The organism is Candidatus Hamiltonella defensa 5AT (Acyrthosiphon pisum) (genome assembly GCF_000021705.1).
Taxonomy (GTDB): domain Bacteria; phylum Pseudomonadota; class Gammaproteobacteria; order Enterobacterales; family Enterobacteriaceae; genus Hamiltonella; species Hamiltonella defendens.
In genome coordinates, this window is record NC_012751.1 from 974,238 (window position 1) to 989,874 (window position 15,637).

Annotated in this window: 18 protein-coding genes; 7 read left to right on the forward strand and 11 right to left on the reverse strand. The window is 41.4% G+C overall.

What is annotated here, in order from left to right:
* Window positions 1-240: 240 nt before the first annotated feature.
* On the forward strand, window positions 241-1,923 hold the full coding sequence (gene ltrA / locus HDEF_RS04660) for a group II intron reverse transcriptase/maturase (protein WP_012738021.1): 1,683 nt from the start codon (window positions 241-243) through the stop codon (window positions 1,921-1,923).
* A gap of 76 nt (window positions 1,924-1,999) precedes the next feature.
* Here the strand turns inward: ltrA (HDEF_RS04660) and ltrA (HDEF_RS04665) are convergent, their stop codons facing one another.
* The 7 genes from ltrA (HDEF_RS04665) to HDEF_RS04695 all read right to left on the reverse strand — a co-directional run bounded on the left by ltrA (HDEF_RS04665) (window position 2,000) and on the right by HDEF_RS04695 (window position 6,868).
* Window positions 2,000-3,184 (reverse strand): group II intron reverse transcriptase/maturase, encoded by a 1,185-nt coding sequence (ltrA, locus tag HDEF_RS04665; protein ID WP_015873490.1) that lies wholly within the window; start codon window positions 3,182-3,184, stop codon window positions 2,000-2,002.
* Window positions 3,185-3,729: 545 nt separating this feature from the next.
* Entirely contained in the window at window positions 3,730-4,263 is a 534-nt protein-coding gene (locus HDEF_RS04670) for a P-loop NTPase family protein (protein ID WP_015873491.1), read from the reverse strand.
* Window positions 4,260-5,165, reverse strand: coding sequence for a replication protein (locus tag HDEF_RS04675; RefSeq protein ID WP_015873492.1), 906 nt, complete (start codon window positions 5,163-5,165; stop codon window positions 4,260-4,262). The genes HDEF_RS04670 and HDEF_RS04675 overlap by 4 nt, the downstream gene beginning before the upstream one ends.
* A complete protein-coding gene (locus HDEF_RS12445; protein ID WP_015873493.1) occupies window positions 5,158-5,310 on the reverse strand; it encodes a hypothetical protein in 153 nt (50 codons plus the stop codon). Before HDEF_RS12445 ends, HDEF_RS04675 begins: the two co-directional genes overlap by 8 nt.
* A 56-nt stretch (window positions 5,311-5,366) precedes the next feature.
* On the reverse strand, window positions 5,367-5,954 hold the full coding sequence (locus tag HDEF_RS10915; RefSeq protein WP_015873494.1) for an ash family protein: 588 nt from the start codon (window positions 5,952-5,954) through the stop codon (window positions 5,367-5,369).
* Between the two features lie 136 nt (window positions 5,955-6,090).
* Window positions 6,091-6,573 carry a YmfL family putative regulatory protein gene (locus tag HDEF_RS04690; RefSeq protein ID WP_015873495.1) on the reverse strand — a complete coding sequence of 161 codons (483 nt, stop codon included), beginning with the start codon at window positions 6,571-6,573 and terminating at the stop codon, window positions 6,091-6,093.
* A gap of 70 nt (window positions 6,574-6,643) precedes the next feature.
* Complete coding sequence (locus tag HDEF_RS04695) at window positions 6,644-6,868, reverse strand: helix-turn-helix domain-containing protein (protein ID WP_015873496.1); 225 nt, start codon at window positions 6,866-6,868, stop codon at window positions 6,644-6,646.
* Window positions 6,869-6,990: 122 nt separating this feature from the next.
* Between HDEF_RS04695 and HDEF_RS04700 the strand changes: the two genes are divergently transcribed.
* Both HDEF_RS04700 and ltrA (HDEF_RS04710) read left to right on the forward strand, forming a co-directional pair.
* Complete coding sequence (locus HDEF_RS04700; protein WP_015873497.1) at window positions 6,991-7,692, forward strand: XRE family transcriptional regulator; 702 nt, start codon at window positions 6,991-6,993, stop codon at window positions 7,690-7,692.
* 1,054 nt (window positions 7,693-8,746) lie between these two features.
* Window positions 8,747-10,429: a group II intron reverse transcriptase/maturase gene (gene ltrA, locus HDEF_RS04710; RefSeq protein ID WP_015873499.1), complete on the forward strand. Its 1,683-nt coding sequence runs from the start codon at window positions 8,747-8,749 to the stop codon at window positions 10,427-10,429.
* A gap of 76 nt (window positions 10,430-10,505) precedes the next feature.
* Here the strand turns inward: ltrA (HDEF_RS04710) and HDEF_RS04715 are convergent, their stop codons facing one another.
* Window positions 10,506-11,699 carry a hypothetical protein gene (locus HDEF_RS04715; RefSeq protein WP_015873500.1) on the reverse strand — a complete coding sequence of 398 codons (1,194 nt, stop codon included), beginning with the start codon at window positions 11,697-11,699 and terminating at the stop codon, window positions 10,506-10,508.
* A gap of 282 nt (window positions 11,700-11,981) precedes the next feature.
* On the opposite strand from HDEF_RS04715, the gene HDEF_RS11380 reads away from it, so the two are divergent.
* Both HDEF_RS11380 and HDEF_RS13755 read left to right on the forward strand, forming a co-directional pair.
* Entirely contained in the window at window positions 11,982-12,191 is a 210-nt protein-coding gene (locus HDEF_RS11380; RefSeq protein WP_015873502.1) for a hypothetical protein, read from the forward strand.
* Window positions 12,182-12,487 (forward strand): RusA family crossover junction endodeoxyribonuclease, encoded by a 306-nt coding sequence (locus tag HDEF_RS13755; RefSeq protein WP_086934986.1) that lies wholly within the window; start codon window positions 12,182-12,184, stop codon window positions 12,485-12,487. Before HDEF_RS11380 ends, HDEF_RS13755 begins: the two co-directional genes overlap by 10 nt.
* Here the strand turns inward: HDEF_RS13755 and HDEF_RS04720 are convergent.
* Window positions 12,446-13,780 carry a leucine-rich repeat domain-containing protein gene (locus HDEF_RS04720; RefSeq protein ID WP_015873503.1) on the reverse strand — a complete coding sequence of 445 codons (1,335 nt, stop codon included), beginning with the start codon at window positions 13,778-13,780 and terminating at the stop codon, window positions 12,446-12,448. The two genes, HDEF_RS13755 and HDEF_RS04720, sit on opposite strands and share 42 nt — an antisense overlap.
* Window positions 13,781-14,047: 267 nt before the next feature.
* On the opposite strand from HDEF_RS04720, the gene HDEF_RS04730 reads away from it, so the two are divergent.
* A complete protein-coding gene (locus HDEF_RS04730; RefSeq protein ID WP_015873504.1) occupies window positions 14,048-14,269 on the forward strand; it encodes a hypothetical protein in 222 nt (73 codons plus the stop codon).
* A 198-nt stretch (window positions 14,270-14,467) separates the two neighbouring features.
* Window positions 14,468-14,638: a RusA family crossover junction endodeoxyribonuclease gene (locus HDEF_RS13070; RefSeq protein WP_407078893.1), complete on the forward strand. Its 171-nt coding sequence runs from the start codon at window positions 14,468-14,470 to the stop codon at window positions 14,636-14,638.
* A gap of 127 nt (window positions 14,639-14,765) precedes the next feature.
* Here the strand turns inward: HDEF_RS13070 and HDEF_RS04740 are convergent, their stop codons facing one another.
* Window positions 14,766-15,299 (reverse strand): IS630 family transposase, encoded by a 534-nt coding sequence (locus HDEF_RS04740; RefSeq protein ID WP_086934965.1) that lies wholly within the window; start codon window positions 15,297-15,299, stop codon window positions 14,766-14,768.
* Complete coding sequence (locus tag HDEF_RS04745; protein ID WP_012737971.1) at window positions 15,211-15,588, reverse strand: IS630 transposase-related protein; 378 nt, start codon at window positions 15,586-15,588, stop codon at window positions 15,211-15,213. The genes HDEF_RS04740 and HDEF_RS04745 overlap by 89 nt, the downstream gene beginning before the upstream one ends.
* Window positions 15,589-15,637 lie beyond the last annotated feature (49 nt).

The window sequence follows — 15,637 nt, forward strand, 5'->3', positions numbered from 1 at the left end:
AATGTATCTTCATGGTGTGAAACACGGTAACCCCATTAATCTTTTAGTGTTGATGTAAATACTAAGAGACAGTGGGCATAAGACGTTCCAAAAAGCGAAGGCAATCAGCCGAAAGGCAACTGGAAATCATAACAGGATTGATAGAGGTAATTACTTTACTCTGAAAAGAGGCTGACGTGGAACGGGTGACTTACCCATATAATCCTTTACCAAGGTTATGAATTGATTTAGAAGAGTTAGATGCCTATGGCAAACGTAATAAATCAAAACTATGAACAACAACTGGAATGGCATGCTATTAACTGGCGTGTTGTGACAGCCATGATTAATAATCTAAGGCAAAGAATATATAGGGCTTCAGCAACAGGTGACTTAAAGAAAGTCAGAAATCTGCAAAAACTCATGATGAAATCAAGAGCTAACCATCTTCTGGCTATCAGGAAAGTCACTCAGGTCAATCGGGGAAAACACACGGCTGGAGTAGATAATCAGGTAATTAATGACCATAAAGGACGAGAACATCTTTATAAGTTATTAAGCCAAACAACTTCAGAAAAGGTTTATCCAGTAAAACGAGTTTACATAGCAAAAAAGAATGGAAAAAAACGCCCTCTTGGGATCCCAACCATTCTCGACCGCTGTAGACAAGCGATAGTTAAATCGGCGCTGGAACCTTATTGGGAAGCAAAATTTGAACCAGTCAGCTACGGATTTAGACCGGGGCGAAGTGCCCATGACGCAATACAAAAAATTTTCTGTATTGCCAGAGCACGAGGGACACGGCACTGGGTACTAGATGCAGATATTAAAGGCGCATTTGACAACATTGACCATAATTTTCTCATAAAAAAAATCGGGGGATTCCCCGAAAGAAACATGATTAAACAATGGTTACAAGCCGGTGTGCTGGAACATGGCAACTATATACCCAATGTTGCAGGTACTCCGCAAGGCGGGATTATCAGTCCACTACTGGCCAATATTGCACTCCACGGAATGGAGACCTTACTGGGTATTCAATACTGGAAAAACGGCACGCCAAAACAAGGGCAACCTTATGCAGTAGTTCGTTATGCGGATGATTTTGTCGTATTCGGTAAATCCCGTGAAGAGTGCGAAACTGCCAAAATAAAGTTGCAAATTTGGTTAGCTCAGAGAGGGTTAGCTCTTTCTGAAGAAAAAACCAGTATCAAACACTTGAAGGAAGGATTCGACTTCCTGGGATTTAATATACGACATTATGACAATCGCCACAGAAAACGGGGATATATATTGTTAACGAAGCCCTCAAAGGAGTCGATGAAAAGGTACAAACAGCAAATGAGAATGACCTGGAAAGGTATTATCGGTATGCCGACACAAGAAGGAATAAGACAACTGAATGCCAAGATAATAGGATGGTGTAATTACTATCGTATTGGTGCTTCAAAAAGAACATTCAGTGCATTAGACCAATGGATGTGGATCCGCCAACGTAGATATTTGTATCGACGTCATCCCAATAAACACTGGTGGTGGCGAAGAAAACACTACTTAGGCAAGATACCAGGTAGAGAAGACTATTCAGTATTTATGGATAAATCAACCGGTGGATTTCTTTGGAAGCATGCATGGACAAAAATACAGCGTCATTGGCTAGTTCCAAAAAATGCTTCCCCCGACAATCCGGAATTGCGTGACTATTGGCGTAATAGGCAGGCACGTAAACAGCCTTTTATTTACGGTGTCAAAGTTAACCTCTATAAGCGACAGAAAGGTTATTGTCCTCTCTGTGATCAAGAGTTGGACAATGGTGAACAATTGCATGTTCATCATATTCAGCCTAAAGCTGAAGGGGGTGACAACAAGCTGGCTAATCTAAGATTGTTACATGCTAATTGCCACAGACAATTACATAGCAAAAAAGGAAAAATGTTGAAGTGAGTAAGTTGCGTGAGCCGTATGCGGGGTAACTCGCACGTACGGTTCTTGAGGGAGTGGGCACTTGCGGCCTGCTTACCTAATTAATACGATAGTAATTACACCATCCTATTATCTTGGCATTCAGTTGTCTTATTCCTTCTTGTGTCGGCATACCGATAATACCTTTCCAGGTCATTCTCATTTGCTGTTTGTACCTTTTCATCGACTCCTTTGAGGGCTTCGTTAACAATATATATCCCCGTTTTCTGTGGCGATTGTCATAATGTCGTATATTAAATCCCAGGAAGTCGAATCCTTCCTTCAAGTGTTTGATACTGGTTTTTTCTTCAGAAAGAGCTAACTCTCTCTGAGCTAACCAAATTTGCAACTTTATTTTGGCAGTTTCGCACTCTTCACGGGATTTACCGAATACGACAAAATCATCCGCATAACGAACTACTGCATAAGGTTGCCCTTGTTTTGGCGTGCCGTTTTTCCAGTATTGAATACCCAGTAAGGTCTCCATTCCGTGGAGTGCAATATTGGCCAGTAGTGGACTGATAATCCCGCCTTGCGGAGTACCTGCAACATTGGGTATATAGTTGCCATGTTCCAGCACACCGGCTTGTAACCATTGTTTAATCATGTTTCTTTCGGGGAATCCCCCGATTTTTTTTATGAGAAAATTATGGTCAATGTTGTCAAATGCGCCTTTAATATCTGCATCTAGTACCCAGTGCCGTGTCCCTCGTGCTCTGGCAATACAGAAAATTTTTTGTATTGCGTCATGGGCACTTCGCCCCGGTCTAAATCCGTAGCTGACTGGTTCAAATTTTGCTTCCCAATAAGGTTCCAGCGCCGATTTAACTATCGCTTGTCTACAGCGGTCGAGAATGGTTGGGATCCCAAGAGGGCGTTTTTTTCCATTCTTTTTTGCTATGTAAACTCGTTTTACTGGATAAACCTTTTCTGAAGTTGTTTGGCTTAATAACTTATAAAGATGTTCTCGTCCTTTATGGTCATTAATTACCTGATTATCTACTCCAGCCGTGTGTTTTCCCCGATTGACCTGAGTGACTTTCCTGATAGCCAGAAGATGGTTAGCTCTTGATTTCATCATGAGTTTTTGCAGATTTCTGACTTTCTTTAAGTCACCTGTTGCTGAAGCCCTATATATTCTTTGCCTTAGATTATTAATCATGGCTGTCACAACACGCCAGTTAATAGCATGCCATTCCAGTTGTTGTTCATAGTTTTGATTTATTACGTTTGCCATAGGCATCTAACTCTTCTAAATCAATTCATAACCTTGGTAAAGGATTATATGGGTAAGTCACCCGTTCCACGTCAGCCTCTTTTCAGAGTAAAGTAATTACCTCTATCAATCCTGTTATGATTTCCAGTTGCCTTTCGGCTGATTGCCTTCGCTTTTTGGAACGTCTTATGCCCACTGTCTCTTAGTATTTACATCAACACTAAAAGATTAATGGGGTTACCGTGTTTCACACCATGAAGATACATTGAGTGGGCTGCCTCCTCTATGCCGGGGAACGGGATCCGTCGTAAAGAACGAACACTCTTCTTTACCCGTTTCTAACTGTCGTTAAATTTCCCCTTAACACGTCACATCTGATTTCGTGTTTTACTTGCTTACGACATTTTAATAACGGAGATTCACTTTATTCAACCCATTTCAGTTTTGCCTTGCCCCTATTTCTTATTCAGCTTAATACTTTAGTTAGGCTTTCATTCTCGCTTAGCACAAGAGAATTACTCCTCTTGCACCGAGTAAGTGGCAATAAGGTTTCGGATCAACCTTACCCTTTTTCAAGGGACTTCTGTGGTGCAACTTTCACGTCGCACGTGTTCGTTGATAACATGTTTAGCAATCGACAGGGCCAGATGATTCTTGCCGGTTCCAGGCTTGCCGCACATCACCAAACCACCCCCCCGCTTGAGGCGCTCAGGCCAATGGGTGGCATAGGCATTGCAAAGCTTTAAGCAACGTGCCGCATCGAGAGTCACTGGCTCGTAATTATCCAGTGTGACACCGGCAAAGCGTTCTGGCAGATGCAGGTCATCCATGAGCATTTTAATTTTGTGGTGCTTGCGACGCTTTTTCTGCTCTGCTTCGGATTGCTGCAACTGAGATAATTTTTCTGTCAGGCAAGAAGGGCATTCGGTTTTTGTCTCAATCTCTTTGCCGTAAAGGGCTATCCTGCGGCAACGCTGTTTGAATATGCCGTGCCTGTCACAGAGGGCATCCCTTTCCTCGTAAACCGTGTTTTTCAGTCGTTTCGGTGGCGCATTCAGGTCTGCCAGCTTTTGACGCACGGTGGTCATTGCTGCGCTGTAGTTCATAGACACGCCCTCGCCCAATCAGGTATCTGGGTTATCCCGTAGTCCTTGTCAGCAAAACCATCTGTGACAGAGTGGAGTTTGGCCTGCTGGGTTCGTGCGGCTTTCTGAGGCTCGAAGAGTCCTTGCCAGCCGTTGGCGATACTCGTGTTGATAATCTCTTCCGGCTGATGCCCGTTGTTTCGGCACTGGCCTAGCCGCTTGATAGCCTGAGTGACAGTCATCTGCGATTTAATCGGCTTGCTGATTTCCTTGCGGTATTGAACCCAGGAATCCCAGATGGGTTTGGGTAGCCAGTCAGGCAGTTCTACCGAGCTGGGGTCAAACGATTTTGATTTTGCCAAAGGAGGGGTTTGGGGTGGTTTATATTTTAATATATGTCTTTCCTGTCTTTCCTTTCTTTTATGTTTAGCTGATTCGGCTAAACTCTCATTAGCTAATTTAGCTAAACTCATATTAGCCGTTTCAGCTAATGTGTAGCTTTGGCAACCATTAGCCAATTCGGTAATGGTTAGCTGATTTGGCTTAATTTTATGAGCTGGTTCAGCTAAACTTTTATTGAAACTCCAATCATGATAATTTTGATTGATAGACACCTCATTATTGTGTTTGAATATCATATTCATGTTCTCAAGTTCCTTCCTGACTTTACTGACATGCGTATGATGGATCGCCGTCATTTTCGCTATCCGCGTATTTTCAATGTGTGCACATTGTTTATTCCAACCGATAGTCAGTCGGTGAATGGCATCAAATACCTTATATTGCCGAAATGTCAGAGGCGCACGTAGTAACGCTTCTTTTAACTCATTATCCCACTTGGTAAATCCAGTATCGCTTCGAGTCATGAGAACTCTCTGTTCCTCATCTTTTGATTTAAAACAGGCATAGCTAACGTTAGTCATGACGAGGCTCCTTTAAATTCTCTTCTTTAAATAAATAGGTGTTGGCTGACACTTCCCGCGCTTTAATAAGCCGACTATGACTTTCAAGAGTGATTTCCAGCTTTGTTTTTTCCTGCGGGGCAGTCGAGGTATGAATCATTTCCATGTTAATTTTCCTCCATGACGACATGCATAGGTTTCCGCCCGCACCAAATGAGGCGGCTATATTTGAAAATGGAGTGGAAGGTACGGCAGTCTGCGTGTAAACGACACTTTGCCGTAAGGCTCAGTCGCGTATTCTGGGATAATCCAGTAGGTATCTATAAACTCAGGGTGAGTATGACTGGGGATAGTCGCCATTGATGCGATCTCCTTATGTTTATTCAGGAAATCACCGCTAGAGCTGCGAAACTCATAATGGGCGGTGACGATGTCAAGGTTCGCAGTACTGGTACATAAGGAAACCAGCCAATCCGAAGATTGCCCTGACAACGCCACCATTGAATACTGGTGGGCATTGTCTACGACATAAAAAAAGACGCTATCTACGGCATCTACTGTCGCCTTATGTATACTCAGGCTGCGAAACCCGTCACTAGGATTGACTAGTGCATGATGACTATAGGCGAAGTTTGCCCAAACAGGCAAGGGATTTTTAATCACATCAAGCACGAAGGTCGTTTCCATTGATGATGACACTTCCCGCGCCAGGTTGTTCATGCGTTGCCGCCCATGCTGACGCAGCCAGGTTCGGAGGGTATGAGTATGGCAAGCTATTTTGGGAGCGATAGAGCGAATGGTTTGAGCCATGAAATGCAGACTCATGAGATATGCCTTTTTTTCTTGTTTTTCCTGAATTTTGTTTCATAGTTCAGGTCCTTCATGGAATTGATATTCCTGAGACCAAAGCCGGCTATCCTGATATGTAGCCGGCTTTACCTTCCAGCTATCCTGAATGCTGTGTTTTATTGCTGTCACTTTTTTTCCTTCCATACACCCGTAATGTGGCCTTCACTTGAGAATCTCTGCTTGCCATATGTTGACGATGCGCGGCCATAATCTTTTCTTCCTCTTTTCTATCAATACCGCCGTCGTGCTGAATCGATCCCAGAATCAACTCATCCACAGCACTGCCTGTCACGTTGCTGCGCAAGCCCATGTGATACAGCTCCACGTTATCCAGGGTGTCTGGTTCAGGCATCGGCACCACCAGGGTGTTTGAGCGCTCAGCAAAGTACTCTGCCACTAAACTTGATTGGCTTAAGCTCTGTAAGGCCAACAGCTCATCCACGCTAAAAAATCGACATCCTTTGCTTTCATATAACCGATTGTTAAATTTGATGTCGCTCATGCCTAAATAAGCGGCGGCGACAGATCGTCCCCCTTCAATTTTTTTCAACATCTCATGAATCAATTCGCGTTTTTCCATAATGTGCTCTTGGCCTCTATAGTGATGTTTAGTGGAATATTTTGAGAAGATGGACCATGATAAAATCAAGTCATCTTTCTGGATGTGGAAAAAGATCGGGTAAATCAGGGCGAATTTCGTAGGCTAAAACTTTTCCTTCTGTTGCCCTGACAAGTAATGGGACGATTTCTGCTGATACTCGTTTTCGACCATGTAGCCAGTCACAGATCGTTGATTGAGCTTTACCGCATTTCTGAGCCAAGATTTTTTGTGTTCCCAATAAAGAAATCGCTTTTTCTAATCCTACATTTTTCATAAATCGGTTCTCCTGTTCTTTGAGAACAATTTTAAACGTTAAATCAGTCAAATGTCAATCGTTTTAACGATTTTGATCTATTATCGATTAAGCGATAGAATTAAATGAATAAATAAAGGGAAATGAATCGAGTGAACTTTTCAGAAAGATTGAAGCTGGCTATGAAAGAAGCGGGTTATACACAAGGCTCTTTGGCTAAAAAAGTCAATATGGCTCAATCTAGTGTATGGCGACTCGTCAGCGGAGGGGGTGAAAGCTCAAAAAAAATATTTCCAATCGCCCAGATTTTGGGTGTAAACCCCGCATGGCTTGCAGAAGGGGTGGGAGAAATGCGGCCTCATTTGAACACAAGTCAGTCCTTTTCATCTTTTGATACTGTTGCAGGCTATTCCCTGAATCAAGAAGTGCAAAAAGAAGTGTATCCGTTAAAAATATATCACCGTATTGACGGAGTGCTTTCCCCCAGCGTCGGGGGTGAAAAGGATTTTGAAGTTATGTTTTGGCTTCCCAAAGTTGTTTTAATGCAAACGAATGCTTCGATTGATGATTCTATCGCCGTGGTTGCTCAAGATAATAGTATGTCTCCTATTATTAATGAAAAATCCATGGTGATATTTGATACGAGCTATAAAGAGATTAAAAATGGGAAAATTTATGCCATTTCTTTTGGTGGTATTAGTATGTTCCGCACATTATTCGTGCTTCCGGAGGAAAAAATACGTTTAAAGAGTCATAATTCTGCTGATTATCCTGAGGTGATTGTTCCTATGAATGAGCTAGTTGTCATAGGAAAAGTGTATTATGTTTCAGGAATCATTGATTAAGTCTCGTTTTCAGCCCGCTGATTCTAGCGGGCTTTCATCTCTTTTTTTAAAGTCCCCTCATCGCATCTGAAATTAACTTAAAAATCAAACGTTTTACAATTGAAAAGAGTTAATTCCATGAATTCAAAGCTTATCTTTAATATCACTCAATCACTCGAACTATAAAAAATAATCTTAAAAACGATTGACACTGAAAGTTTTTGTGTATTGCTTCAAAATTTTTTCATATTGTTTCTCATGTTCCATCTGGTTCTTGATGATTTTATTCAGTGATGAGGCCTTTATTTGGTTACCAAATCGCATTGAAGAATCTAAATTTTTTCCTTGAGACTTCTGTATTATGCCTTCGATCATGTGTCCCCAACAACAACCACTCAATGTTTTTTGAGAATAGCTTAAAACAGAGCGAAGCTTTCCTTTAGACTGACTCGGCTGCTTGATGAGTTGTTCGGCATCACATGTTTCTAGAACATGTGCGACGTGAAAGTTGCACCACAGAAGTCCCTTGAAAAAGGGTAAGGTTGATCCGAAACCTTATTGCCACTTACTCGGTGCAAGAGGAGTAATTCTCTTGTGCTAAGCGAGAATGAAAGCCTAACTAAAGTATTAAGCTGAATAAGAAATAGGGGCAAGGCAAAACTGAAATGGGTTGAATAAAGTGAATCTCCGTTATTAAAATGTCGTAAGCAAGTAAAACACGAAATCAGATGTTACGTGTTATGGGGAAGTTTAACGACAGTTAGAAACGGGTAAAGAAGAGTGTTCGTTCTTTACGACGGATCCCGTTCCCCGGTATAGAGGAGGCAGCCCACTCAATGTATCTTCATGGTGTGAAACACGGTAACCCCACTAATCTTTTAGTGTTGATGTAAATACTAAGAGACAGTGGGCATAAGACGTTCCAAAAAGCGAAGGCAATCAGCCGAAAGGCAACTGGAAATCATAACAGGATTGATAGAGGTAATTACTTTACTCTGAAAAGAGGCTGACGTGGAACGGGTGACTTACCCATATAATCCTTTACCAAGGTTATGAATTGATTTAGAAGAGTTAGATGCCTATGGCAAACGTAATAAATCAAAACTATGAACAACAACTGGAATGGCATGCTATTAACTGGCGTGTTGTGACAGCCATGATTAATAATCTAAGGCAAAGAATATATAGGGCTTCAGCAACAGGTGACTTAAAGAAAGTCAGAAATCTGCAAAAACTCATGATGAAATCAAGAGCTAACCATCTTCTGGCTATCAGGAAAGTCACTCAGGTCAATCGGGGAAAACACACGGCTGGAGTAGATAATCAGGTAATTAATGACCATAAAGGACGAGAACATCTTTATAAGTTATTAAGCCAAACAACTTCAGAAAAGGTTTATCCAGTAAAACGAGTTTACATAGCAAAAAAGAATGGAAAAAAACGCCCTCTTGGGATCCCAACCATTCTCGACCGCTGTAGACAAGCGATAGTTAAATCGGCGCTGGAACCTTATTGGGAAGCAAAATTTGAACCAGTCAGCTACGGATTTAGACCGGGGCGAAGTGCCCATGACGCAATACAAAAAATTTTCTGTATTGCCAGAGCACGAGGGACACGGCACTGGGTACTAGATGCAGATATTAAAGGCGCATCTGACAACATTGACCATAATTTTCTCATAAAAAAAATCGGGGGATTCCCCGAAAGAAACATGATTAAACAATGGTTACAAGCCGGTGTGCTGGAACATGGCAACTATATACCCAATGTTGCAGGTACTCCGCAAGGCGGGATTATCAGTCCACTACTGGCCAATATTGCACTCCACGGAATGGAGACCTTACTGGGTATTCAATACTGGAAAAACGGCACGCCAAAACAAGGGCAACCTTATGCAGTAGTTCGTTATGCGGATGATTTTGTCGTATTCGGTAAATCCCGTGAAGAGTGCGAAACTGCCAAAATAAACTTGCAAATTTGGTTAGCTCAGAGAGGGTTAGCTCTTTCTGAAGAAAAAACCAGTATCAAACACTTGAAGGAAGGATTCGACTTCCTGGGATTTAATATACGACATTATGACAATCGCCACAGAAAACGGGGATATATATTGTTAACGAAGCCCTCAAAGGAGTCGATGAAAAGGTACAAACAGCAAATGAGAATGACCTGGAAAGGTATTATCGGTATGCCGACACAAGAAGGAATAAGACAACTGAATGCCAAGATAATAGGATGGTGTAATTACTATCGTATTGGTGCTTCAAAAAGAACATTCAGTGCATTAGACCAATGGATGTGGATCCGCCAACGTAGATATTTGTATCGACGTCATCCCAATAAACACTGGTGGTGGCGAAGAAAACACTACTTAGGCAAGATACCAGGTAGAGAAGACTATTCAGTATTTATGGATAAATCAACCGGTGGATTTCTTTGGAAGCATGCATGGACAAAAATACAGCGTCATTGGCTAGTTCCAAAAAATGCTTCCCCCGACAATCCGGAATTGCGTGACTATTGGCGTAATAGGCAGGCACGTAAACAGCCTTTTATTTACGGTGTCAAAGTTAACCTCTATAAGCGACAGAAAGGTTATTGTCCTCTCTGTGATCAAGAGTTGGACAATGGTGAACAATTGCATGTTCATCATATTCAGCCTAAAGCTGAAGGGGGTGACAACAAGCTGGCTAATCTAAGATTGTTACATGCTAATTGCCACAGACAATTACATAGCAAAAAAGGAAAAATGTTGAAGTGAGTAAGTTGCGTGAGCCGTATGCGGGGTAACTCGCACGTACGGTTCTTGAGGGAGTGGGCACTTGCGGCCTGCTTACCTAATCTAACATTTCTGATAAATATGGTTGAGTGGTTGAGGTTTTCGCATACTCATAAGGATCTCTTAACATATTTTCAATATGCGAATGAAATGCGGGTTGTACATAGTTCCTAATCCAATTAAGAAACATGCTCTTATTGGTATCGTTCATTGCTCCAGGTTTATCTGATTTTCCCCAATCGTTTTTTTGTATGCCAGACCAATCTTCTTTGGTAAGTATGTTAGATACGGTAGAGTATATTATCGTTAAAAGAAAAGCGTATTCATCAGCTGTTTTTAAGTAATGCCGTTTTTCCCCAATTTCGTCTGCAGAGTTAAGTTTTACAGCGTCCCACAATTTAGGTGTGATATATTCTGGTGTGCGGACGGAATCAAGGTTAGTTACTGAGCCTGCTCTTATTCTATCTTCTACATCAAAAAAAGTAACATTTTTTCCGTTAAAACCGCAATTGTTCATTTTTATGTCAGCCAGGAAGGTGTCTCTTTTATGTAATGTTGTCAAATCTCTTAAGGCATTTTGGAAATAAGCAGGATGCATAAAATTGTTATTTTTCACGCAATCAATGAGATTCGAACCTCCATAAGGAGTAATCATTTTGTCAACATCGACTGCTATACCAGCTTTTATAGTTGACGTTCCAACTAAATCGTCGTGATTATTACAGTCTGTATTAAATGGGGGAGATTTTTCTGGACTATGTAGTTCAAGAAAAACATGTGAGCCATCCATTCGAGAAACATATTTAGAACCGCCTTTTAGATTTTGATTTGAATCTAATTGTCTAATTGGACGGTAATGAATACGTTCATATTTATGAACATCATTTACCTTATAAAAAAATACGGCATCTTTGTATTTTTCGCCTGTAATTTTATTTTCATAATCACCGTGATAAGTTATTTCTTTATATCCGAGAGAATTTTTATCAATTTTTTCTAATTCATTTTTAGGAAATGAGATACATGATTCTTTAGCAAAATCTTTTTCAGATATTGTCTCCATTTGAAATTTATTCGATTTTTGAGAGACTGTTAGTTTTTTAAAAACATTACAAATATTAGTTATGGTTCTGCCAAATCTGGAAAATAATGATTTATTTATTTGAGGATTTTTAGTGTAAATTAATTTTACATCGTGTGATGCAATTTGTGAATTACTGTAATTTTTTGATTTTAAATTAAATTTAAGCATGATTTTTTATAAAATTGATGATTTATGAAATATTAATTTCATCAATATTAGTTGTTTTCATCAAATTAAACTTTCAAAAAACGCTCATTTTCTTTTTTTTGATGCCTTTTCCTTAAAATCGTTCTTCGTAAAACCCAAGTGCACTTTTGCACCTGAATAAGGTCCATTACGTCAGTTATCCTAGGGGTTTTCCTCCTTAGGAGGCACCATGCCTGATATTCTCATCCGCTTTTTTACCCATACCTTCTTCGTATTTGTACTCCCTTTTGCCACTCAAAACAGATGAGCATTTCCCTCAACACCCCCTTTCGTTATACCCGCCTCAGTCAGGATGAAGTCGATTTTTTAACGCATCACTATCAGCAGCGAGGGTATCGAATGAAAAAATACCTCAACGAGGATGTCCGGTTGTGGGATTTGCTGGTGTGTCTGCCAGAAAGAGACCGCTTTCCCAAAACCCCTTTCTCGATGCTCAACCCCTTATGGCGATAAGAATTGAACTGCCTTTCCCGCCCAGTGTGAATCACTACTGGGTGCGCACCGCCCGTCGTGTTTACTTAAGCGAGGCGGCGAAACGGTTTCAGCGATTGACCGCCATCCAAGTCGCCCAATCGTCCATGAAACAGGGTCATCACCCCTTCCTTGGGGACGTCTCCGTACTGCTCACACTGTATCTGCCGGACAAACGGGTGAGAGACGTGGATAATTATCCCAAGGCGCGTCAATGGATGTCTGTCAACTTACGTTTAAGCTGCTGTTTTTTTAACCTCATACACCCTAAATTCTGAAGTCTTATGTCTTTGAATGCTGGGGCTGACATATTTCAGGAAAAAGCGAGCCAATTGATCGGAGTCTTTTTTTAGCCAAATTTTAAACATACCGATATTCGCTTCAACAAAATACACGGCTTTTTCTCCTGTGTTATTTTTTTCATTACTAATTAAAAAAGCAATTCGATGAGAAGATTGATTTGTAAAATCTAAAGTAATGTTTATTGCTTTTATTTCAGTAGTATCCCAAACTTTCTTTTGCAAAAAATTAACCAATAGCGCTGATTTTGTAGCGGGAAAACTACGAAGAGTACTATACTTCATGTTTCTTTGTTCTAAGTACGATGCGCTTGCAGTTGATGAATCTATCCTGCCTTGTAATTCAATTAAATTCTTCACATATGACAAATTAATTCTGCCTTTTCGCTGGCCTTTTGAGAAATTCGGATAGAGTTTTTTTAGAAATCCTTCTACCTCATTGTCTGCTAAAAAATCCAGAGAAGCCGCCATGCACACGGCAGCGCAGATACCGTCAGGCAAAACTATATCAGGACGACCTTTAGATTGACTGAACGGCATTATCAACTCAACGCCTGGGGCTGAATTAAGTAAGACGCTCCTTTTTTTTTTGACCGAGGCGCTATCTGTTTTACTTTCTGGAGTTCGAATTTTTATCGAACTATCGTCGTAAAATTTCACGGGATATTTATTCTTTTTCAAGATAGATATCAACTCGTTTTTGCACTTATCTTCTTCTAAGGGTGTATTTTTGAAGTTAATTATTTGCAATTCTTTATTGGCTAATCTGATGATTCCATCACTTTGATTGATACCAGTTCCACTGATATCCAGATAGGTTAAGTTTGGGAACATGCTATCTATGTTTTCAGGCAACTCAATCAAATGAGGATTGTCGTTCAATTGTAATGACGATATTTTCTTAAAATTATTTTCGAGTAATGCTTTAGGAAAGTCGGTTAAACCGCACTGAGATAAAATGAGCGTATGGATTTTGCGATCCGAAATATGTTTTAACAAAGCTGAATTGATGAATTTTTCATCTGTAATACCTGTAAAGTCGAATATTTCTGTCCGGATTAACTCGTCTTCAAGTTTATTTAGATCAGGGCCGACGGGCTTAAAACCAATTTTTTCTAATAAAAAAACACCAAATTGTATTTGTGTATTTTGTATTTCTCGAAAAAATGAAAAAAATCGAGAGAATTGTTTTGCTGTATCAGTGTTTTGAGTCATTGAAGTTACAGCAGGAGCAGGCTGCCCCGCATAATCAAAGCTTCGAGTTATTGGCATGATTTTTTCCTAATATATAAATGGATGATTAAAGTTCGTTATAAGTATTCATTTTTATCAAAAAAAAACTTTAAAGAAGCGCTCAATTTTTATTTAATCTCTTGTCCTTCACTCCCCCCCCCCAAGTGCACTTTTGCACCTGAATAAGGTCTATTACGTCAGTTATCCTAGGGGTTTTCCTCCTTAGGAGGCACCACCTGATATTCTCATCCGCTTTTTTACCCATACCTTCTTCGTATTTGTACTCCCTCTTGCCACTCAAAACAGATGAGCATTTCCCTCAACACCCCCTTCCGTTATACGGGCATCAACAGCGAGGAAGCCGATTTTTTAACGCATCACTATCAGCAGCGAGGGTATCGAATGAAAAAATATCTGAACGAGGATGTCCGGTTGTGGGATGTGGTGGTGTCTCTGCCAGAAACAGCCCGCTTTCCCAAAACCCCTTTCTCGATGCTCAATCCCCTCTGGCGGTGGCATGAGAATTGAACTGCCTTTCCCGCCCAGTGTGAATCACTACTGGGTGCGCACCGCCCGTCGTGTTTACTTAAGCGAGGCGGCGAAACGGTTTCAGCGATTGACCGCCATCGAAGTCGCCCAATCGTCCATGAAACAGGGTCATCACCCCTTCCTTGGGGACGTCTCCGTACTGCTACACTGTATCTGCCGGACAAACGGGTGAGAGACGTGGATAATTATCCTAAAGGCGTATTAGATGCCCTGACCAAAGCAGGGATTTGGGCCGATGACGCACAGGTCAGAGTGATGACGGTGAAGAAATTCGATGCCGATAACAAGATTAAAAATGGCAAATGTGTGGTGGTCATTGACGACTATATCGAGGAGGAAACCGTATGAAAGAGATTCGATATCGATTGACCGCCTGGGGCAACTGGGCAGGCACGCGGGTGGGGACGGAATATCCCGTGTCCTCCTGGCCTGTGCCCATGGCAAGTAGTGATATAGCTAAACGACATAAGAATAGTTACATAATATGTTCTGAAAACAAGGTATTGATGTCGCATTGAAGTTCTCTTCTTTTTCTTTTAGCTTGAGCCCATGTGTGCTCAATAGGGTTGAACTCGGGCGAATAAGGAGGCAAATATTCAATAGAATGACCGGCGTTGAGAATGGCGTGTTGAATATCTTTTCGCTTGTGGAAAGAAGCGTTATCCATCATCATCACGCACGGATGAGGAAGAGCGGGTAGGAGCAGCTGAGTGACCCAGGCATAAAAAACATCGCTGTTAATGGAGCAGTTAAAGAGGCCCACCGCGATGAGAGTGACCCCTAATAAGGCACCAATGACGTTAGTGCGGCCCTTAGCCTGCCAATCGTGAGTCCCAAAACAGCGTTGACCTCGTGTAGCGTATCCGTAGAGGCGGGGCATATCGTGAGCAAAGCCGCTCTCATCGAGATAAACCAGAGATTTACCCTGCTTTTGATACCCCGCGATTTTTTCCTGGAACCCCTGTCGTGCCTCTTCGTTTGCCTTGGGATGACGCAGAGTTTTTTTTATAGGTCAGACCCCATCTTTTCAATGCTTGCCAGATGGCTTTGGGGCACACCCCGAAACGGGCCGCCCGTTCCCGTTGATAGCTATCTGGATACTCTGCCACATCTTTGATAAACGCCTCTTTATCCATCTTGCCTCGACGCGGACCCGAGGGTTTCGGTTCTATTCGCTTGAGCCAACGCCTGAGAGTATCTGTACCTACGTGAAAACGCTTCGCCGTTGCTCTGATGCTCAGTCCTTCTTTCTCTCGAATACTCAGGACTTTTTGACGAAAATCCACTGAATAACTCATAGTGACCTCATGCTAATTAGTTCTTTATATTGTAACTAAAATTAAATCG